We start from the raw sequence: 19,144 nt of genomic DNA on the forward strand, positions 1-19,144 counted from the left end.
CCGCGCCGTTCGAAGCATTTTCCAAATGCGACGTCGCTCCCCCAGACCGCTCGGGACCGCCACAGTAGTACCCAGTGACCTCACGACTGCTCTGAAGCGGTCATAAACTAGCGCCCACCACCAGGCTGCCAGGCATAAAAAGCGGGCGCCGCAGGTATAACCCGCGACGCCCGTCTGATTCAAACTTCCTGTTGACGATCTTGGGTTACGCCGGGACCATCTTGGCCACCTCCATCCGGTCGTAATTCCGGTGCTGGGCGATGGCGTCGATGAGTTCCTGGGGCTTACCATCCACGAAGACGGCCTTATCGTCGTCCATGTATTCCCCGACGTGGGTGGCTTCAAGGAGCTGGACACCCTCGTTGGCAACGGCGATGGCCTTGCAGTGCATGAAGGCCTCGTCGACGAACTTTTTGTACTTGGCCTTCTTCATCAGGGCGTCCAGTGACTTTTGTCCGCCGGGGATGAAGACGGCGTCGAAGAGCACGCTCTCCGTCATCATGATACCGGAGAATACCTCGTGCTCATCGCCTTTATCGCACTTGATGGTGCCGCCGTGGGGCGCAACGATCTTCAGCACGGCGTTTTCGGCCTTCAGCGCCTCCATGAAGGGCTTTAGGTCGGCACCGTGGAAGCCGTCGGCCGCCAGAATGGCGATCTGCCGGGTAGCGATGCCCTTACCCATGCGGTGGGTCAGGCTCAGGGCGGCGGATTTCTCGAGGTAGATTTTCTTCTTAGGGGGCTGCATCTGCTCCACGTCGGCGTCGGCGCTGATGGCCTGGTTGACGGGCCCGTCTACGCTGTCGGGTACTTCCAGGCCGAGGCCTTCGGCTACCTTCATCGCGAGGTCCTCGTCGATCTGGCTGATCTGGTAGAGCATCCGCTCCTGCACGTGCTGGTAGGTACACTTGCCCAGCTCAAAGGTGTAGGCATCGGCCGTATGCGCTTTCTCCCAGTCGGTGAGGCTGCGGTAAAAGAGCGCGGGCTGGCTATAGTAGTCGACAAAGCTCTCGCTGCGGGCGCGAATCTTGTTGCCGTCGATGCGCTCGGTGTAGGATTCGAAGGCACCCTCCTTCATCGAGGTGAGGAAGGGACAGCCGCCGCCAAGGGTATTCGGGAAGTAGGCGGTCTTTCCCTTGGGGATCGACATTTGCATGTGGCCGTCGCGCTGGTCGTTGTGGGCATTGGCCAGGGTGCGGTTGATGGGGATCTGCTCGAAGTTGACGCTGCCCAGGCGGCTCAGCTGCGTATCGCGGTAGCTGAACAGGCGGCCCTGCAGCAGCGGGTCGTTAGAAAAGTCCAGGCCCGGTACCATGTGAGTGGGCAGGAAGGCGACCTGCTCGGTTTCGGCGAAGAAGTTATCGGGGTTCCGGTTGAGGGTCATCTTCCCGACGACCTTCAGGGGCACCATTTCCTCGGGAATGAGCTTGGTGGCGTCCAGCAGGTCAAAGTCGAACTTATGTTCGTCTTCCTCGGGGATGATCTGCAGGCCCAGTTCCCACTCGGGGTACTGGCCGGTGTCGATGGCGTCCCAGAGGTCGCGGCGGTGGAAATCGGGATCGGCGCCGTTGATCTTTACGGCCTCGTCCCAGGTCACGGAGTGGGTACCCTGCACCGGGTTCCAGTGGAAGCGGACGAAGTGGGCGACGCCCTCGTCGTTGATCATCCGGAAGGTGTGGATACCGAAGCCCTGCATCATGCGCAGGCTGCGGGGGATGCCGCGGTCGCTCATCACCCAGATGTGGTTGTGGAGCGCCTCGGGGGTCAGCGACACCCAGTCGTAGAAGGTATCGTGGGCCGATTGGGCCTGGGGGATCTCGCGGTCGGGTTCCGGCTTCACCGAGTGGATGAGGTCGGGGAACTTCATCGCGTCCTGAATGAAGAAGATGGGAATGTCATTGCCGACGAGGTCCCACACCCCTTCTTCCGTGTAGAACTTGACGGCGAAACCGCGTACGTCACGGGCCAGGTCGGGCGACCCCTTAGAGCCGGCTACGGTGGAGAAGCGGGTGAAGACCGGCGTTTTCCGGGAGGTGTCGTTGAAGATACCGGCCTTGGTAAACTGGGGAATGGCTTCGTAGAGCTCGAAAACGCCGTGTGCGGCGCTGCCGCGGGCGTGCACGATCCGCTCGGGGATGCGCTCGTGGTCGAAGTGGTTGATCTTTTCGCGGAGCCAGAAGTCTTCCAGCAGCGTTCCTCCGCGGATGCCCGCCTTGAGGGAGTTTCCGGCGTCATTAACCTTGAGACCGTTGTTGGTGGTCATGGGCTGGTCGGTGGCGTCGGTACGAAAGGCGTCCAGCGACTGCGACTTGGCGCCTTCGGACACGGAGCCGTTGCGGGAAGCGGAGCCGTTTCCATTTGCAGAAGTAGGCATACTTGTTTTGATTTAGTTGGGTAAATCAGGTGTCCTAACCTGGCCGGCAGGGCCGGTTCGCCGGGACGTGACGGGCACGCACCCAGCAGGGCGTGTAACTAAAACCGTTGTTGGGGGCATTGGTGCTCTGCCGGCAGGCATTATTCTCAAATATGCGAACAGCCTGTTAGGCGGCGGCGCGCAGGTGCAGGGCCAATGGCAGCACGCCGATACCTCCTCAATGACCGCGTCGGTTTCTATACGTGAAAGTCGTCGCGGGCCAGTGCTACCGGCATAAGCGCTGCGGGTATGCTGCTCCACCGCGACCCGGCCGCCCCCCTGGGCAAACGGGCTTTCCCCTTCCGGAACGAAACCAGCCTGCTACTCTACTCGCGGACGGAACCCCCGCACCTGCGTCCACGCCCGATGCCTGTACCTACACGAATCCGTGTTTGGAGGTACTCAAATTGAACCAAGCCCCCCGCCTAACCCTTTTCTTAGTTCATACTTCAACCTTAATCGGAGCCGGTTTTCGGCCTCAATAATTATATCAGCACCTATGGCAGACACCAATAATTCAGGAATCAAAAAGGAGGCCCACAGCCACGGCCAATCTCAGAACCAGGACAACGATCACGACAACGGTAAGGTCTGGGAAGTAAATGAGTCCAGCCGCAGCTGCCCTTTCCTAAGCGGAACACACTCTACGGCCAGCGTCGGCACCAGCAACCGCGACTGGTGGCCCAACGCCCTGAACCTATCCATTCTCCGGCAGAACTCCGAAAAGACCGACCCGATGGGCGCGGCTTTCGACTACGCCAAGGAATTTGAGAAACTGGACCTGGAAGCCCTGAAGCAGGACCTGCGCGACCTGATGACCGACTCCCAGGACTGGTGGCCCGCCGACTTCGGCCACTACGGTCCTTTTTTTATCCGCATGGCCTGGCACAGCGCCGGTACCTACCGCATCCAGGACGGACGCGGCGGCGCCGGATCGGGCGACCAGCGTTTCGCCCCCCTGAACAGCTGGCCGGATAACGCCAACCTCGACAAGGCCCGCCTGTTGCTGTGGCCCATCAAGAAGAAGTACGGCCGCAAGATCAGCTGGGCCGACCTGCTAGTCCTGACCGGCAACATCGCCCTGGAGACCATGGGCGTGGAGCCCTTCGGCTTTGCCGGCGGCCGCGAGGACGTCTGGGAACCCGCCAGCGACATCTACTGGGGCAAGGAGAGCGAATGGCTCGGCGACGAGCGCTACACCGGCGACCGCCAGCTGGAGAGTCCCCTGGCCGCCGTGCAGATGGGACTCATCTACGTCAACCCCGAAGGCCCCAACAGCGAGCCCGACCCCATGAAGGCCGCCCGCGACATCCGCGAGACCTTCGGCCGCATGGCCATGAACGACGAGGAGACCGTGGCCCTGATTGCCGGCGGTCACACCTTCGGTAAGGCGCACGGTGCCGCCGATCCGGAGAAATACGTTGCCGCCGAGCCCGCCGGTGCCCCCATTGAGGACATGAGCACGGGCTGGAACAGCAGCTACCAGAGCGGCCACGGTCCCGATACCATCACCTCCGGACTGGAAGTGACCTGGACCCGTACGCCCACCAAGTGGAGCAACGACTACTTTACCTTCCTCTTCCAGTACGACTGGGAGCTCTACAAGAGCCCGGCCGGTGCCTGGCAGTGGCGCCCGAAGAACGGCGAGGGTGCGGACCTGATCCCCGATGCCCACGACGCGAACAAGAAGCACCACCCGTCCATGTTCACCACGGACATAGCCCTCCGCGTGGACCCCGCCTACGAGAAGATCTCCAAGCGCTTCCGCGACGACAACGAGGCCTTCAAGGATGCCTTCGCCCGTGCCTGGTTTAAGTTGATCCACCGCGATATGGGACCGCTGAGCCGCTACCTCGGTCCGGACGTACCCAACGAAGAACTGCTGTGGCAGGATCCCCTGCCCGAGCGCGATTACGACCTGATCGACGACAACGACGAAGCCAACCTGAAGCAGAAGATTGCCGAGAGCGATCTGACAGTCCAGGAACTGGCCTACACCGCCTGGTCGAGCGCCGCCACCTTCCGCGGCTCCGACAAGCGCGGCGGGGCCAACGGTGCCCGCATCCGCTTCGCTCCCCAGCGCAACTGGGAAGTGAACAAGCCGCAGCAGCTGAAGAAGGTGCTTTCCGTACTGGAGGACATCCAGAAGGGCTTCAACGACTCGCAGTCCGGTAACAAGCATGTTTCCCTGGCCGACCTGATCGTACTGGGCGGCAACGTCGCCATCGAAAAGGCAGCCAAGGCCGCCGGAAAGGGCATTACCCTTCCCTTTATCCCCGGCCGCGTGGATGCGCTGGAGGAACAGACCGACGTAGAGAGCTTCGAGGCCCTCGAGCCCTACGCCGACGGTTTCCGCAATTACATCAACCGCAAGAATCCCATCAACGCAACCGGAGAAGAACTGCTGGTCGATCGCGCGCAGCTGCTGACGCTTACCGCTCCCGAAATGACGGTACTCTACGGTGGTTTCCGTGCCCTGGGCATGAACTACGACGACTCCGACCACGGCACCTTCACCGACCGGCCCGGACAGCTGACGCAGGACTTCTTCGACAACGTGCTGGACCTGAGCACGAAGTGGTCGGCTACCAGCGACGAGCAGACCCACTTCGAGGGTAAGGACCGCCGTACCGGGGAAACCAAGTTCAAGGGTACCCGTACCGACCTCATCTTCGGTTCCAACTCGGAACTGCGGGCCCTCGCCGAGGTGTACGCCGCGGACGATGCTACCGACAAGTTCCTGAACGACTTCGTGAAGGCCTGGACCAAGGTCATGAACGCCGACCGCTTTGACGTGAAGCAGCAGCAGCGTACGGCTGCTCAGCTGGCTTAGGTTTACCGGTAAATCTACCTGGCGGCTTGGCCGCTACGATGTAAGGGGCTGCTCCATTGGGGTTGCCCCTTTTTCGTGGGTTTTATCACGGATTGACTTCGTCGCTACTTCGCGGTACACGGATTTGCCGCTGCGCCGTTTGAGAAGACGTTGATTTTTTACCACGGATTTCGCGGATTTGCTTCACGGATTTGGCACGGATTCGTGGCTGCGCCACCGCGCATAGCTTCGCGATGTAACCGGATCACAGCTGCGCTGCGGCGGATTTTCCCGCGATTCAGCTTACTCCGTGCTACCAGTACACGCTAGGTCATTATAACATCAAGCCCGTCACGACGAACCGCCCTTGCAGCCGGCCGGCTCGGGGGACCACCGGGGGCGAATAGAAAGGCACACTGTTTGAGCCTACACAGGTTCTAGAACTGGAAAATGGATCGCTGGCTGCCGGTGGACCTAGGAGTGGAAGAACAGGTGGGAGGCGAGTTTGTGCATTTCCGCCCCCGATGGTTGCCCGGGACGAATCGGCCGGGTGCACAGGCTTGATCTTTTGGTCCTTTTGTATCAAGACAAAGGGACGAAGGGGTTTTTACCAAGGATTCCGCAGAATGACTTCACGGGTTTGCGGCTGCACCGCCCCGTATAACTCCGGGATTATTGGAGATCATGGCTGCGCCCTGGTAGATGTATGACTGCTATCGAGTGGGATCCCACCCGCCGAAGAGTGCATCCAGGGAGCGATACCGCTGCGCCTCGTCCTCACTGAGCTGGTGAGACCAGCCGACCCGTTCCCCGGTGGCCGCGCCGGGACCGGTACTGCCGTACTCGGCATAATACGCCGTACCCTCCTTCTCCTCGCTTCCCCAATTGTGCCAGCCCAGAGGGTGTACCACCTCACCCAGCTTACAATCCAGGAAGACGGTCTGTGCGTAGGGTCGCCACGGCCGCCCGAGGTATACGCTGCCGGCCGGAGCATTACCGGTGATAGTACAGTCGCGGAAGACAAAGCCTACCGAATCCATTTCTTCCGTAGACGCAGCCGTAATGTAGCCGGGGGATTTGCAATAGATCTCGCAGTTATCGAATACCGCCGTGGCCCATCCGAAGATGAAGTCGACCGTCCCCTCAATGTAGCAGTCGCGGTAGTACTGCCGGCTGCCGCGCCCGTGGGGGTAGAGCGTATCCTGGTTACCGAGAAAGCGGCAGTTTTCGAAGATCACCTGGTCACCATCTACCCGCACGGCAACGGCCTGGCCGACCGGTCCGGCGGAGTTCTCGAAGGTGATGTTGCGGGCGGTGAAGCCGTCACCAAACACGAAAAATCCGGAGGAGCCGGACGTCCCGATCTCCTCTCCGTAGCGATTCTCCCGCTGCGCGTAGTCATCGTAGGTCAGGACCGTTTCCGCTACGTCCTCCCCCACGAAGGTCACGTTCGTCGCGGTGGGTGGCAGCACCAGTTTCTCCTTATACGTACCCTTGCGGATGAAGATGAGCGTTCGGTTCTTGCGCAGGGCGGGGACCGCATCGATGGCGTCCTGTACCCGCACGAAATCACCGCCACCGGAGCCGTCGACGACAAAATCGTAGGTGAGCGAATCCTGCGCGGGAAGTACGGCCGCCAGCACGAACAGCAGTAGAAACAGGGATATAGGACGCATAGTCTCCGGGGCTTTGGGGCCATATAATACGAAACGCGCGCTACCCTTCCAGCAATTCGTAGTACGTGTCCACGCATCCGCCGAGCGCTTCGCCGCGGGTGTGCACGCATGCGCAGAACTCCAGACAGGCGGCTTCGTCCGGTCCGGCGGCGCAGCGTGCACGGCAGTCACCGATGCGGTTCATGGGCATCAGTGCGGTCTGCATGGCGAAGAGAACCGAAGCAAACACGATCCCGACGGCCAGGATAACTCCCCCGACGAAGCGGAACGGGAATCGCCACGAACGTGCTTCGGCAACCGGTAGGGCGGCATCCGCCTCCGCCCGGTTCCACGGAAAAATGAGCCGGAAGCGGTGGTAATCCCAGCACAGCAAGTACAGGTTGGCCAGCAGCATCAGCGGCGCGGTCAGCAAAGACCCCTGAAAGCGGACCGACAGCGACAGCACCAGAATATTCAGGATGATGGGCAGATAGATGATCGCCCCCAGCAGGGCCGTCCGCGGGATGAGCAGGAGTACGGCCGCCGTCACCTGCAATACCCCCACGAAGGTGTAGTAGTACCCCGTCTGGAAAAAAGCATTGAGGTAGTGCCCCATCGGGTGGTTGGCGGCCAGGTCGGTGAAGCGCTCGCCCAGCACCTTCACCATTCCGGACGGGAGGAAGCCCGCGGCCAGGGCAACCCGGTTGAACAGGGTAAAAAGACCAAGCCAGCGGTTGCGGCGGGCGCGGGCGTGAAGATCGTCGAGGGACTGCGAAAGCGACATGGCACGGTAGCTTTCGGCAAATATAATGCAAAGAACTTTTATTATTAAAGTAACATAGCATAATCATGCGTCGGAGCGCGGGTGCCGTGTACTTCCAAAAACACGACCGCCGGCCCCTTTGCAGGCGGCCGGCGGATCGATGCTTGGTTTGGTGGGGGTTGAGGTCTACTTCATGTCGTCGGACATACCTTCCAGGCGCCAGCCACCCGATTCCAGCAGGTACGCCAGTACCGCCAGGCCCTGGTTGTCGCCGGCCATGGAGCGGGTGCTTTCGGCCATTTCGAAGAGGAGATCGGACACTTTCTCGCCGTCGATGCTGGGCGCGCCCAGTTCGGTTTTCAGGCTTTCCAGGTCCTCCACCAGTCCATCGGCGCCGTCCATGCCGCGCAGTTCCGCGATCCAGCCGTCAATGTTCTGGGTGGCGGCGCTTACGGGCAGGGTGGTGATGTCGGCGGCCTTGCCCTTGGCGGCGCTCAGGGTCTGGTCGAGCAGGCTACTTCCCTGGAAGGAGGATCCGGTGAGTTTCTCGCCTCCCGACTGCAGGGCCGAAGCCAGTGCGGAGACGGTGCTGCCGCCCGCCTTGCGAGTATCCTCGGCCAGGCTGATGAGCTGCATCCCGGCGAGTTGGCCGTTGATGGGGGATTCGGTCAGGGTGGCCTTCAGGGCTTCGAGGTTGCCGGTGACGGCATCGGTGCCGTCCATCCCGTCCAGCTGGTCCATCCAGTTGTCGATGTTGGAGACAGCCGCATCGGCGGGCAGGGCCGTGATGTCGCCGCCATTGGCCTGGACGGCCTCCTGGGTAGACTGCAGCAAGGCGGTGGGGTTGTCGGCCTCCATCGTGTCGGTGTCGCCGGCTTCCATACCGTCGGTAGTAGACTCAGAGGTGGATTCGGAGCTGTCGCAGGCTGCCAGGAGCAGGGCGAACAGGAACAGAGATAGGTATTTCATAGTGAATTATTGGGGGGTACGTGGTTTAAATAGCCATTTGAATATTTAGTTCATGGGCCGCCCTACCCCGCCGCCAGGCATCAGTCCAGGTGATCGTGCATACGCCAAGATACGGGTCAGGCCCCACGGAGCGTTGAGGGCCTTACCGCAGTGCGGAACACCCGCCCCGGATCGGAATGCTGCAACCGCGGCGTACCAAACAGCAGGCATTCCGAAGCCTCGCGGCGGCCGGCACCCGGGAAGAGGATCCGTATCCGGTTTGTACGCCGCGGGGCCGTCTCTTCTCCGCTAACGGCTGCTACGCCCGCAGAATCTTTTCCATCGCTTTCCCCCGGGCCAACTCGTCGATCAGCTTGTCCAGGTAACGAATCTTCTGCATCAGCGGATCCTCGATATTCTCCACCCGGTGCCCACAGATCAAGCCGGTGATTTTGCTCACGTTGGGATGCAGTCGCGGAGCTTCGGCGAAAAAGGTGATAAAATCCGTACGCTGTTCCAGCCGATCCTGCAGGGTACCGCGGTCGTAGCCCGCCTCTCCTTCGCCTGGTGGCAGGATAAGCCGCAGTGGGAGAACGACGACTGGCTGGCGCCCCACCTGGCCGCGGATATGTCTTTTGAGGACTACCGCGACAACGTCGACCCCGCCCTAGAAGCCGCACTCGCGTACGACGGCGAGCTGTCCTACCTAGATCCGATGGACCGCCTCACTGAGCTCTTCGAAGCGGGCAAAATGGAACAGGTGAAGACCGAGGCGAGGAAATTCGTGGAAGATCCGCACTTCCGCTACTATCCGTTCGAGGAAAGATTCGGTAGCGTGGGCTACAACCTGCTCGGACAGGGATAAGTGGAGGCCGCCGTATTCGTGCTCGGCATGACGACGGAGTTGTTTCCCGAGTCCGCGGTTGCCTGGACCAGCTTGGGCGAAGCGTACGGCAAGGCCGGCAACCGCCGGGAGGCCGCTGCCGCCTGGGAACGGGCCATCGCCCTGGATCCGGCGGGGGATGCCGGCCGGCGCGCGCGAGAGTTGCTCGGAAAGCTGTAATGGCGACCGGCCGAGCCGGGCCGGGCCGCGATGCGACCACTCATTTCAAATGCCGGCCCAGGAACGCCAGCACCCTCGCCCGTACCACCGGGGCGTCGAACATTTGACAGTAGTGCGGCGCCCCCGGCACGATGTGCAGTTCGTTCTCCACGTCCCGCACCGACAGCCAGGCACTCAGGAGGCGCGACTGCTTGGGATCCACGCTTTCGTCCTTTTCTCCCTGGATGATCAGGAAGGGTGGGTCACCCGCATCGGCGTAGGTGACCGGGCTCGCCGCCTCCGCCAGGTCGGGGCGTTCCAGCGGGCTTGCCCCGAGGAGGAGGCTCTCCGGTGAGGACGGGTCGTCGGCCCCGGGGAAAAGAATTAACTGGGCGGGGCCGTAGAAGTCAACCACGGCACGCAGCGGGAAGCGTTGGGGACTTCCTCCGGTGAAGAATTCGGGGACGGCGGCGTTGCTGGAGAGTCCCACCAACGACGCCAGGTGGCCGCCGGCGGAAAAGCCCATGAGTGCGAAGCGGGCCGTGTCGAGTCCGTAATCGTCGGCGTGGTGGTAGAGCCAGGAGATGGCCTGGTTGCAGTCCTGCAGCTGGGCGGGAAAGACCGCTTCCGTGCTGAAGCGGTAATCGATGGAGGCCAGGGCGTAGCCCGCATTGATGATCTCCCGGATGGTTTCGCCCATATAGCTCATATCTGCGTACTTGTCGTTCACCATCCAGGCGCCGCCGTGGATCCAGATGACGAGGGGGAGGCGGCCGTCGGCTTCGGGCGGGAGGTAGATGTCCAGCAGGTGCTTGTGCAGGGTATCGTCCTGGTACGGCAGGTCGGCGTGGAGCTGCGTCCCCGCGGGAAATAGGTTGAACACGCGGTTGGTCTGGGCCATTCCGCTCCCCAGGCAGCCGGTTAGCAGCAGGAAGAGGATCACTTTTTGCATGGAGCTTCTTTGTATCTGGTGATGTGCAAAGATCGCTTTCCCCCACGCTACTGCCGCAGGATCTTCTCCATGGACCGGCCGCGTGCGAGCTCGTCGATAAGTTTGTCGAGGTAGCGGATCTTCTGCATCAGCGGGTCTTCGATCTCTTCTACCCGGTGGCCGCAGATGACGCCCGTGATTTTGTCGACGTTCGGATTAAGGCGGGGCGCCCCGGAGAAGAAGGTTTCGATGTCGGTGCGGTCGGCCAGGATGCCTTCCAGCTGCTCGTTGCTGTAGCCCGTCAGCCAGGTGATGATGGTATGCACCTCCTCCCGCGTGCGGCCCTTCTTTTCCGCCTTGGTGACGTAGTGGGGGTAAACGCCGGCGAAGGCGGTAGTGAAGATGCGATGCTTGGCCATGGTATTGTACGGTCCCGTCCAAAGATCGGGCTGGCGGTGCAGTTGCGCAACGCGGGGCCTACCGGTGATGTGGGGTGGCCATGCCGCGGCGGTTGATGATGACCCCGACCAGCAGCAAGCCGAGGCCGACGCCCGTGATTGCGCCTATGCCGGCCTCCGGGCCAGTGGTGACGAAGGTAAAGAGGCGGGCGATAACGGTAATGCCGAGGCCGGCAACCGATAGAGCAAGGGTGGGTGTATTGCGGACACGCATGGCGAAAAAACTTTGTGGCGGGAAGCTCGGCCGCCACCGGTGTCGCCGCATAATTGATCGACCAATGCTTTGTGCGGTTCGGCGGATGGGGGAGGGTTTCGCGCGACCGGTAAATGTCAGAGTTTGGAAAGGAGACTGGACGTTTATCTGGCCGGCGGTCGATATTTCTGAAAATGGCTCAATGCCGGAAAACCGCGGCATGCTCGGAGTGTGGTTAGCACAAAGGTGTTTTGATTACCATTTAAGGTGGAATAAGGATCATGAGTGTGTGTGCTCAACAACAAGAACCTGAAGGTGCTCACCAAAATGGACAGTGGCTTTGGCCTGAAAGGTTAGGTATCTTTCAATACTTCAATCCGACGTCATGTCAAAACCTCACAAACGCTACAGCCGGGAGGAACGCCTGGAAATCGTCAAGCAGAGCCTCGAGGCCGGTGCCGTAGTCAGCCAGATCGCCCGTAAGTTTGGTCTGGCGCCCAATACCATTACCCGTTGGCGGCAGGAGCTCCGCCTGGAAAACAAACTGGAGCCCGTCGGGCAGGGTATCAAGGCCCTGACGGATGAGGAGCGTCAGATTGCCCGCCTGCGCAAGCAGTTGCGGGAAGCCGAACTGGAGCGCGACATCCTAAAAAAGGCCATCGGCATCTTCTCCAAGAGCGACGGCAAATCTTCCAATTCATAATGGATCACCGATTGGAATTTCCCGTTGAGAAGATGTGTGCCGTACTCGCCGTCAGCCGCAGCGGCTACTACCGCTGGTGCCAGCAACGGGCGGAGGACGCGCAGCGGGCCGACCACCTGGATGGACTGATCCAGGCCTCATTCGCCGGCAGTCGGGGTACCTACGGCAGTCCCCGCGTACACTACGACCTGCGGCGGCAGGGGGTGCGCGTCTCCCGGGCCACCGTCGGCCGGCGCATGCGTCAGCAGGGCTTACGCTGCCGTCCCCGCAAACGCTGGATAGCCACCACGGAGTCCGACCATGCCCTACCGGTGGCCGACAACGTGCTGGAGCGCAACTTCGCCGCCGACCGTCCGGGTGCCAAGTGGGTCAGCGACATCACCTACTTCGCGGTCGATCAGCAGTGGTGCTACCTGACCATCGTCCTGGACCTGGCGGACCGCGGCATCGTCAGCTGGGTGATCAGCGACGATCTGTCGGCGGAGTCGACCACGGTTGCCACGCTGCGCCGGGCCGTGGCCAGCCGCAAACCGGGGAACGATTTGATCTTCCACTCCGACCGTGGGGTGCAGTACAGCTGCGGCAGCTTCCGCGAGGAACTGGCGGCCATCGGGGCGACCCAGAGCATGTCGCGCCGGGGTAACTGCTGGGACAACGCCGTGGCGGAGTCCTTCTTCAAGACCCTCAAGACCGAGTGCATCGACCTCCACGAGTTCCCTACCCCTCACCAGGCCTGGAGCGTAATTTTTGACTACATCGAGGGCTGGTACAACACCAACCGAATCCACACAACGCTCCGCGGCTTGACGGTACGCCAGGCTTACGAGCAAAAAATGCAAGCAATCGCCTGGCCGTCCGGTGACGAAGTCACTGTCCACTTTCTTGAGCACGTCCAACCGTCTTAAAACAGGACGTGAGCCGTTTGAGCCAATGATATCCGCGTGGCTTACCCGATGCAAAGCGAAGAAGCAGCATCGATCGGAATCCAATAAGAACGGTCGATTCGAAGACTACAAAACTTACAAGAAATTTAGGTGCGAAACCTTTTCGTTTATGAAGAATTCCAAAAGGCAGAAGACATACATTTGACCACTATTGATATCAACCTTTCGGTCGGTAGAGCATCAAGCTACTCACTATACCGCATCATTTCGTAACGAACATCAACCTATCAATCGCTTTTAAAAAATGGTCAAAATTTGAGACGATTTTAAAGTGAAAACTAAGCGCAGACATAGATAATAAGTGGGCACTGCTTACCCCAAGCTTTGATAGCTGTTAGTCAGAATACAATAAGTAAACTTAGATTTTCCAATTACAATTCATCGTTAATATCACACATTTTATTGCAAAACAACCGTGAGCAGTTCCTGATGTCTGGAAAAAAAGGAATAAATCATAAAATCGACTTGGTGATCTTGACGAAAGACGGTATTTTACTTAAGTCGCTGCTTTTTGAGAGCAATGTCGTAGTGACTTTAAAATCAATATCGATGAAACATTTTTTCTGCATCGCCCTTTCTCTGACCCCCTTTATGATTGGTCTTCAAGGTCAAATTCCTACTGATAGCCTTACCATTTGGATTTCGTCTCAACAGGGAATTACCAAAAGCGTTTTATGCAGCGGGGAGGGTGGGAGTATCGGAGCCGAAGTTGGATGTTGGGTAGATCAAACCCAAAACAGCTTTCAATTCCGAGTATTAGGCAATGGAAATCCTGACCTCATTCAGTACGGTTCAGATACGCTTAATGGTCTACCAGCTGTTTCATTTGATGGTGCCGGAGGTATGGGAACAGTTAGAAGAAATGAATTAAATTTCACCTCAGCGTCCTTTTTTACAGTCGCAATAAACGCAAAATCGACACCAGGGGCTAGCGTGATGGCTATCGCTCAACCAGGAAGTTGGGATGACGAATATTTCTTTGGATCTCAAGCTATGGTGCATCAGACCCGAGCTGCAAACTACACTTCAATTGCGGACGAGAATAATTGGGGCGATTTCCCATTTGTTATCACTTCTGGAAAATATGGATCTGAACCATCAGACATGAGTTTGTATGTCAATGGATTAGCAAGTTCAAACACTTTGTCGGTATTTGGTAGACCATCTCCGTTCACTTCACCGGATCGAAGTGCATATCTGGCGCAAAGGGGAAACGGAAGCAACCTAAGTACGACCAAAGTTGCTGAAGTGATTGTTTATAAAAACATCAAAATCAACGATGCTTGGCGTACAGTAATAGACAATTATTTAAGTTCAAAGTACAATATTGGGATTGTCCCTGAACAAGACTTTTACCATTTCGATACTGAATCTAAAGGTGAATATGACTTTTTTGTAGCCGGCATCGGAGGCCAAAATGGCGGCCTGCTGAGCAGCAATTCCTCTTCTGGTTTTCACATTTCAGACTACTCTGAATCAATAGATGACGGGGATTATCTCTTCGTCGGCCATCTAAACCAGGAAAATGGAATGTCTCAACATCATATTCCTGATTCAGTAGGTGGTCGACTGAGTAGAGTTTGGGCTCTAGAGAAAACAAACTCCGTTGACGCAACAATCTTATTTAACTATACGGAACTTGACATTTCAGGCAGTCCTGATCTGAATGACGAATATTATTTACTGTTTAGTGAAAGCGAGAGGCCATATAATTTTACTGTTGTCGATGTCAATCCGACTGTATCAGAGGAGGGCGTTTCTTATAACGTACCGAATGATTTGCTTTTTAACGGCTACTATACTCTGGGCGCGGTAAAGAGTTTTGGTGAAAATCCAACAGGTCTACTTTCTCCCAAAGCCAATTATCAACAAGCAATTCATCTCTATCCGAATCCATCCACTAATCACCTCAATGTGTCAATAGCGGGGAATCAAATCGTTCATCCAAACTATTTCTTCATCAGAAATATTCGTGGTGCGGTAATTCAAGAAGGAGATCTAAATAATCTCCCCACGGTGATTAATTTGGCAAATTTACCTAATGGCATGTACGTTATTCAATTTTTAACTAAGGAAGGGATAATTTTCAAAAAATTCGTAAAACAATAAGTGACTACGGTCTTAATAATTTAAACTATCCCCCCGGCCCTAAAGATTGTTTTCCGAGTCTAACATTGCCGTCAGCAACCTGCTGATCCTAGTCGTAAATTTATTTTTATTGGATTTCTTCTATATACAGAATCATGACCAGAAAATAGGCGCCGACTTTTGCCCAATTTAACGGCGAACTAACCTTTTCTCAATTACCAGACATCAGTCAATCGTTTAGACCGTAAATTGCGCCATGTAGGCGTAGAAATCGGCTAAGTGCGAATCATTCCGTATCAAGAAGTCAGTTAAGTTTAGTAGGGCCGCGCGAGTATTCCGGCACATACAATATAAGGCACGATGTAACTCGAGGACATGATGTGTAGGCTAATTAGAGTACAGGGGCTTGATTAAAATAAATTCCTGCTAGCTATATATGTATCTATCGTATATTTAAACTATATATTTGAATGACTCTCAAGATCCCGCTTTATTATATCTTGCCAAGGGCAGGCCTTGCTTCTTATTGTATTATTAAATATTATTATAATTATTGATATAGTGTGTAAAACTTATCCTTTAATCGGTATGATTTGCAAACAGCAAGCCGAGGCCGACACCCGTGATGGCGCCTATACCGGCCTCCGGTCCGGTGGTGACGAGGGTAAAGAGGCGGGCGATAACGGAAATGCCGAGGCCGGCGATCAAAAGAGCAAGGGTGGCTGTATTGCGGATACGCATGGCGGAAAAACTTTGTGCCGCCAACCTCGGCCCCGACGCGTGTCGCCACACCTTTGATCGACCAATGCGTTATGCGGTTCGGCGGATGGGGGAGAGTTTCGCGCGAGCCGTACATGTCAGAGTTTGGAGAGGAGACTGGACGTTCATCTGGTCGGCGGTCACCCGGCAGGTGACCCTACCGCGTTATGAAAGTACTTACCCAGTACTGCTTCAATCTTTTCCAGCTTTAGGGGCTTGGTCAGAAATTCATCCATTCCCGCAGCCAGGCACTTATCTTTTTCCTCCTTCAACACGCCTGCTGTAAGGGCAACGATCGTAACCTTATTTCCCGTACGTACTTCAATCTCTCTGATCTGTCTGGTTGCTTCGATACCGTCCAGTTCCGGCATATGAATATCCATGAAAATTAAGTCCGGCAGGGTATTTCCGTACTGCTCGATAGCCTCCACTCCATTCTTCGCTTCGTAAATTTCGCAATCCGGCACCAGTTGCGATAGCACGGTTTTGCTGAGGAGCATATTGAACGGCTCATCTTCCGCAATTATGAATTTTGCTTTCTGAGTCGTGCCCTCTTCTTTTACCCGCGGTTCGGTTTCCTTCCGTGGCGTGGCTGCGGCTACCTGAGGTAAATTACAGAGGTAACTAAACAGGTCATCGCTCTTTACGGGTTTATTCAGGCGGAAACGGACGCCCAATTCATCACATTGCTGGCTCAGTTGCAGGTTGTCCAGTGAAGAATGCAGCAGGATGATCGGTTGCCTTTCGGTGTCTACCTTCAGTTTGTCCTTTATCATACTTATGGTTTCTACGCCGTTGATGTATGGCATGTTGTAATCACAGATGATTACATCATAGGGCTCGGAGGTTTCTAGCTGCTTCAGCGCCTCCAGTCCGTTTTCGCAGCAGTCGGACGTTATCTGCCACTCATTCAGCATCTGCTCCAGAATCAGGCGATTACTGGCATTATCATCAATGATCAGGCAACGCTCAACGCCCGCAATCTGGGTGGTATCCAGCTTCCTTCCTTCCTCGAAACGGGTAACCATATCAAAATAGAAAGTGGTTCCGACATCTACGGTGCTGTCGATACCGATCTTACTGCCCATCTTATTGGCAATCATTTCCGAAATGACGAGCCCCAAACCCGTACCACCGAATTTGCGCGTAGTCGAACTGTCACCCTGAGAAAACGGCTTAAAGAGTTTATCCTTCTGCTCGTCACTGATGCCGATACCGGTATCCCGTACCGCAATGGAAAGCTTACCTTGCTGGTTGTCAAGCGCTTGATAGCGGACCTTTAATTCCACCTCCCCCTCTCTGGAAAATTTGACTGCATTGCCCAACAAGTTGATCAAAAGCTGCTTCAGGCGAATAGGGTCAACGTTGGCAAAGCGTGGCATGGTGGGGTCGACATCCAGTAGCAATTCAAGTCCCTTCTCGGCCGCACTGAACTTCATGATGTCGAAGCTATTACTCAGCAGCTCGATCATATCGGTTTTGATAATTTCGAGCTCCAGCATCCCTGCTTCAATCTTCGAAAGATCGAGGATATCATTTATAATACTGAGTAGTGCATGCCCTGATACGTTGGCATTGTTCACGTACTGCTGCTGAACGGAAGAAAGCGAAGTCTTTTTGAGCAGGTCGGTGAAGCCAATAACACTATTAAGGGGCGTACGAATTTCGTGACTCATATTGGCCAGGAATTCCGATTTTGCCTTGCTGGCTTTTTCTACCTGTTCCTTGCTGTCTTCAATCTGTTTCAGGACTTCTTTCTCCTTGGTGATATCCCAATTCGTTCCGATCATCCTGATGGCATTTCCCTGTCGATCCCTGACCACCGTAGCCAGGGCCCTTATATTTCTGATCTGTCCGTTTGGACGTTCGATGCGGAACTCGGTATTGAACTCCTTTTCACCCGTTACCGCCAACTCGATTTCCCGGTTGATTTGCTCTCCGTCGGGTCCGTGAAATCCATTGGTCCAAATCTGGTACGCATCAGGAAACGCTTCCCGCTCTACTCCGTACAGGGAATACATCTGATCGTCCCAGATCATGGAGTTCGTTACAATATCCCAGTCCCAAACGCCTACTCCCCCGGCCTGGGTGGCCAAGCTCAGGCGCAGCTCACTCTCCTTCTGGGCCTGTTCGGCTCGCTTTCTGGCGGTTATATTGGTATGGGTGCCTACCACTCTCGCGGCTTCCCCCACGTCGTTTCTTTCGACAACTTTACCCTTATTCAATATCCACAGGTAATCTCCTTCCTTGTTTCTGAACCGGTATTCGAAACCAAAGGTGTCACCGTTTTTATCCGATTGGGTGACTTTAGTTATTTCTGCCGAAACCCAATCCTTGTCGTCGGGATGCAACCTATCCACCCATTCACTCGCCAGGGAGGGAAGTTCACCAACTTCATAGCCCAGCATTTCTACCCAGGCCTTGGAGAACACCGTTTTGCCGGTAGCAGGAGTCCAGTCCCAGATACCATCGCCCGAAGCATCTAGCGCATAGTTTAACCGTTTGGACAGTTCTTCCTTTTCGAGCTCTTCTCTTTTTTTACAGGTGATATCCTGTGCTACTCCCCGGAGGCCGACTATATTCTTGTTTTCGTCAAATACCGCCTCTCCGCGTACCCACATCCACCCGTTATCTCCGTTGCCCCGGCGGGTTCTTAGTTCCATTTCGTAGGGAATACCCTGTTCGCTAGCCAGGGCCAGGGCAGCCTCCAACGCCTCCCAACTCTCTGGAGTGAACAGCTTCATGTGTTCGTCAACGGGTGGCGGAGGAAGCGTAGGATCGAATCCATACATTTTGTAGAGCTCCTCCGTCCACAGTACCTCATTCGACTTTAGATCAAGCTCCCAACTACCGATCTTGGCAATCTTCTGGGTGCTCTGAAGCAGGGAGGAATTCTTGGTGAACAGCAATTCACCTTTCTTAAGGCTCGTAACATCCTGGTGCGCCCCCAGCATCCTTATGGGTTTTCCATCTTTATTCCTGATCACCACACCACGACACCTGATCCATACTATGGACCCGTCCTTGTGGGTATACCTGACCATCTGGCTGTAAGGGTAATCCGGATTCTCGCAGTGCTTTACGAAGTTTTCGGTGGCAAGTTTCAGGTCTTCGGGATGGACAATATGCTGCCAGGCGGATGGAGTATGCGGCATTTCGGTGTGGTCGTAGCCCAGAACAGACCAGAATTTGGGACTCATCCATTCTTCGTCTGGCTTCTCCAGGTCCCAGTACCACATACCATCTAGCGAAGATTCCTGGATGAAGTCAAAAATGCTTTCATCCGTTTTTATCAGCTCATAAAGCTCTTTCTTCAGGTAGTAATTGTCTTCCATAGTTGCTGATTGCTGGTCGCTAGTTGCAGGTTGGAGCGGTCTTCAACTGAAAGGCTGAGCAAAAACTCAACGGCAAAATGTGCCCGCATTGGCTACATTT

Annotated in this window: 15 protein-coding genes and 1 pseudogene; 6 read left to right on the forward strand and 10 right to left on the reverse strand. The window is 56.2% G+C overall.

Annotated features, from left to right (window positions below):
* Positions 1 to 205: 205 nt before the first annotated feature.
* On the reverse strand, positions 206 to 2,374 hold the full coding sequence (locus DQG19_RS10595; protein ID WP_116126229.1) for a catalase: 2,169 nt from the start codon (positions 2,372 to 2,374) through the stop codon (positions 206 to 208).
* Between the two features lie 538 nt (positions 2,375 to 2,912).
* Here DQG19_RS10595 and katG point away from each other — a divergent pair.
* The gene (gene katG / locus DQG19_RS10600) at positions 2,913 to 5,246 is read left to right on the forward strand and encodes a catalase/peroxidase HPI (RefSeq protein WP_116126230.1); all 2,334 of its coding nucleotides are present in this window, start codon (positions 2,913 to 2,915) and stop codon (positions 5,244 to 5,246) included.
* Between the two features lie 692 nt (positions 5,247 to 5,938).
* Here katG and DQG19_RS10605 read toward each other — a convergent pair.
* From DQG19_RS10605 to DQG19_RS10620, 4 genes and pseudogenes are all read right to left on the reverse strand, one after another.
* Entirely contained in the window at positions 5,939 to 6,901 is a 963-nt protein-coding gene (locus DQG19_RS10605; RefSeq protein ID WP_116126231.1) for a pectinesterase family protein, read from the reverse strand.
* 40 nt (positions 6,902 to 6,941) lie between these two features.
* Entirely contained in the window at positions 6,942 to 7,664 is a 723-nt protein-coding gene (locus tag DQG19_RS10610) for a DoxX family protein (protein WP_116126232.1), read from the reverse strand.
* 165 nt (positions 7,665 to 7,829) lie between these two features.
* Positions 7,830 to 8,612, reverse strand: a complete 783-nt coding sequence (locus tag DQG19_RS10615) for a hypothetical protein (RefSeq protein ID WP_116126233.1) — start codon at positions 8,610 to 8,612, stop codon at positions 7,830 to 7,832.
* 298 nt (positions 8,613 to 8,910) lie between these two features.
* Positions 8,911 to 9,141, reverse strand: a pseudogene (locus DQG19_RS10620) (DUF2200 family protein); the annotation flags it as partial.
* Between DQG19_RS10620 and DQG19_RS21355 the strand changes: the two are divergent.
* Both DQG19_RS21355 and DQG19_RS10630 read left to right on the forward strand, forming a co-directional pair.
* Positions 9,058 to 9,456: a hypothetical protein gene (locus tag DQG19_RS21355; protein ID WP_232826506.1), complete on the forward strand. Its 399-nt coding sequence runs from the start codon at positions 9,058 to 9,060 to the stop codon at positions 9,454 to 9,456. The pseudogene DQG19_RS10620 and the gene DQG19_RS21355 overlap by 84 nt on opposite strands.
* A 27-nt stretch (positions 9,457 to 9,483) precedes the next feature.
* Positions 9,484 to 9,654 (forward strand): tetratricopeptide repeat protein, encoded by a 171-nt coding sequence (locus DQG19_RS10630; RefSeq protein ID WP_157974444.1) that lies wholly within the window; start codon positions 9,484 to 9,486, stop codon positions 9,652 to 9,654.
* A 40-nt stretch (positions 9,655 to 9,694) separates the two neighbouring features.
* Here DQG19_RS10630 and DQG19_RS10635 read toward each other — a convergent pair whose 3' ends face one another.
* Genes DQG19_RS10635 through DQG19_RS10645 form a run of 3 tightly spaced genes read right to left on the reverse strand, consistent with a single transcriptional unit; the run spans position 9,695 to position 11,236 of the window.
* Complete coding sequence (locus DQG19_RS10635) at positions 9,695 to 10,585, reverse strand: alpha/beta hydrolase (RefSeq protein ID WP_116126237.1); 891 nt, start codon at positions 10,583 to 10,585, stop codon at positions 9,695 to 9,697.
* A gap of 47 nt (positions 10,586 to 10,632) precedes the next feature.
* A complete protein-coding gene (locus DQG19_RS10640; RefSeq protein ID WP_116126238.1) occupies positions 10,633 to 10,983 on the reverse strand; it encodes a DUF2200 domain-containing protein in 351 nt (116 codons plus the stop codon).
* Between the two features lie 58 nt (positions 10,984 to 11,041).
* On the reverse strand, positions 11,042 to 11,236 hold the full coding sequence (locus DQG19_RS10645) for a hypothetical protein (protein ID WP_116126239.1): 195 nt from the start codon (positions 11,234 to 11,236) through the stop codon (positions 11,042 to 11,044).
* A gap of 364 nt (positions 11,237 to 11,600) precedes the next feature.
* Here DQG19_RS10645 and DQG19_RS10650 point away from each other — a divergent pair, with 364 nt between their 5' ends.
* The 3 genes from DQG19_RS10650 (at position 11,601) to DQG19_RS10660 (ending at position 14,971) form a co-directional block, all read left to right on the forward strand.
* Positions 11,601 to 11,918: a transposase gene (locus tag DQG19_RS10650; protein WP_116126240.1), complete on the forward strand. Its 318-nt coding sequence runs from the start codon at positions 11,601 to 11,603 to the stop codon at positions 11,916 to 11,918.
* Entirely contained in the window at positions 11,918 to 12,823 is a 906-nt protein-coding gene (locus tag DQG19_RS10655) for an IS3 family transposase (RefSeq protein WP_232826493.1), read from the forward strand. The genes DQG19_RS10650 and DQG19_RS10655 overlap by 1 nt, the downstream gene beginning before the upstream one ends.
* 441 nt (positions 12,824 to 13,264) lie before the next feature.
* Positions 13,265 to 14,971 (forward strand): T9SS type A sorting domain-containing protein, encoded by a 1,707-nt coding sequence (locus DQG19_RS10660; RefSeq protein WP_157974445.1) that lies wholly within the window; start codon positions 13,265 to 13,267, stop codon positions 14,969 to 14,971.
* Positions 14,972 to 15,529: 558 nt separating this feature from the next.
* Here DQG19_RS10660 and DQG19_RS20865 read toward each other — a convergent pair.
* The gene (locus tag DQG19_RS20865) at positions 15,530 to 15,691 is read right to left on the reverse strand and encodes a hypothetical protein (RefSeq protein ID WP_157974446.1); all 162 of its coding nucleotides are present in this window, start codon (positions 15,689 to 15,691) and stop codon (positions 15,530 to 15,532) included.
* 158 nt (positions 15,692 to 15,849) lie between these two features.
* Positions 15,850 to 19,044, reverse strand: coding sequence for a PAS domain-containing hybrid sensor histidine kinase/response regulator (locus DQG19_RS10665; RefSeq protein ID WP_116126243.1), 3,195 nt, complete (start codon positions 19,042 to 19,044; stop codon positions 15,850 to 15,852).
* Positions 19,045 to 19,144 lie beyond the last annotated feature (100 nt).

The organism is Lewinella sp. IMCC34183, assembly GCF_003390915.1.
Taxonomy (GTDB): domain Bacteria; phylum Bacteroidota; class Bacteroidia; order Chitinophagales; family Saprospiraceae; genus Neolewinella.

What these genes read in the sequence shown, in the direction of transcription:
- DQG19_RS10595 (WP_116126229.1), bottom strand. Translation starts at nt 2,374, where the DNA reads ATGCCTACTTCTGCAAATGGAAACGGCTCCGCTTCCCGCAACGGCTCC.
- katG (WP_116126230.1), top strand. Translation starts at nt 2,913, where the DNA reads ATGGCAGACACCAATAATTCAGGAATCAAAAAGGAGGCCCACAGCCAC.
- DQG19_RS10605 (WP_116126231.1), bottom strand. Translation starts at nt 6,901, where the DNA reads ATGCGTCCTATATCCCTGTTTCTACTGCTGTTCGTGCTGGCGGCCGTA.
- DQG19_RS10610 (WP_116126232.1), bottom strand. Translation starts at nt 7,664, where the DNA reads ATGTCGCTTTCGCAGTCCCTCGACGATCTTCACGCCCGCGCCCGCCGC.
- DQG19_RS10615 (WP_116126233.1), bottom strand. Translation starts at nt 8,612, where the DNA reads ATGAAATACCTATCTCTGTTCCTGTTCGCCCTGCTCCTGGCAGCCTGC.
- DQG19_RS21355 (WP_232826506.1), top strand. Translation starts at nt 9,058, where the DNA reads ATGCAGTCGCGGAGCTTCGGCGAAAAAGGTGATAAAATCCGTACGCTG.
- DQG19_RS10630 (WP_157974444.1), top strand. Translation starts at nt 9,484, where the DNA reads ATGACGACGGAGTTGTTTCCCGAGTCCGCGGTTGCCTGGACCAGCTTG.
- DQG19_RS10635 (WP_116126237.1), bottom strand. Translation starts at nt 10,585, where the DNA reads ATGCAAAAAGTGATCCTCTTCCTGCTGCTAACCGGCTGCCTGGGGAGC.
- DQG19_RS10640 (WP_116126238.1), bottom strand. Translation starts at nt 10,983, where the DNA reads ATGGCCAAGCATCGCATCTTCACTACCGCCTTCGCCGGCGTTTACCCC.
- DQG19_RS10645 (WP_116126239.1), bottom strand. Translation starts at nt 11,236, where the DNA reads ATGCGTGTCCGCAATACACCCACCCTTGCTCTATCGGTTGCCGGCCTC.
- DQG19_RS10650 (WP_116126240.1), top strand. Translation starts at nt 11,601, where the DNA reads ATGTCAAAACCTCACAAACGCTACAGCCGGGAGGAACGCCTGGAAATC.
- DQG19_RS10655 (WP_232826493.1), top strand. Translation starts at nt 11,918, where the DNA reads ATGGATCACCGATTGGAATTTCCCGTTGAGAAGATGTGTGCCGTACTC.
- DQG19_RS20865 (WP_157974446.1), bottom strand. Translation starts at nt 15,691, where the DNA reads ATGCGTATCCGCAATACAGCCACCCTTGCTCTTTTGATCGCCGGCCTC.
- DQG19_RS10665 (WP_116126243.1), bottom strand. Translation starts at nt 19,044, where the DNA reads ATGGAAGACAATTACTACCTGAAGAAAGAGCTTTATGAGCTGATAAAA.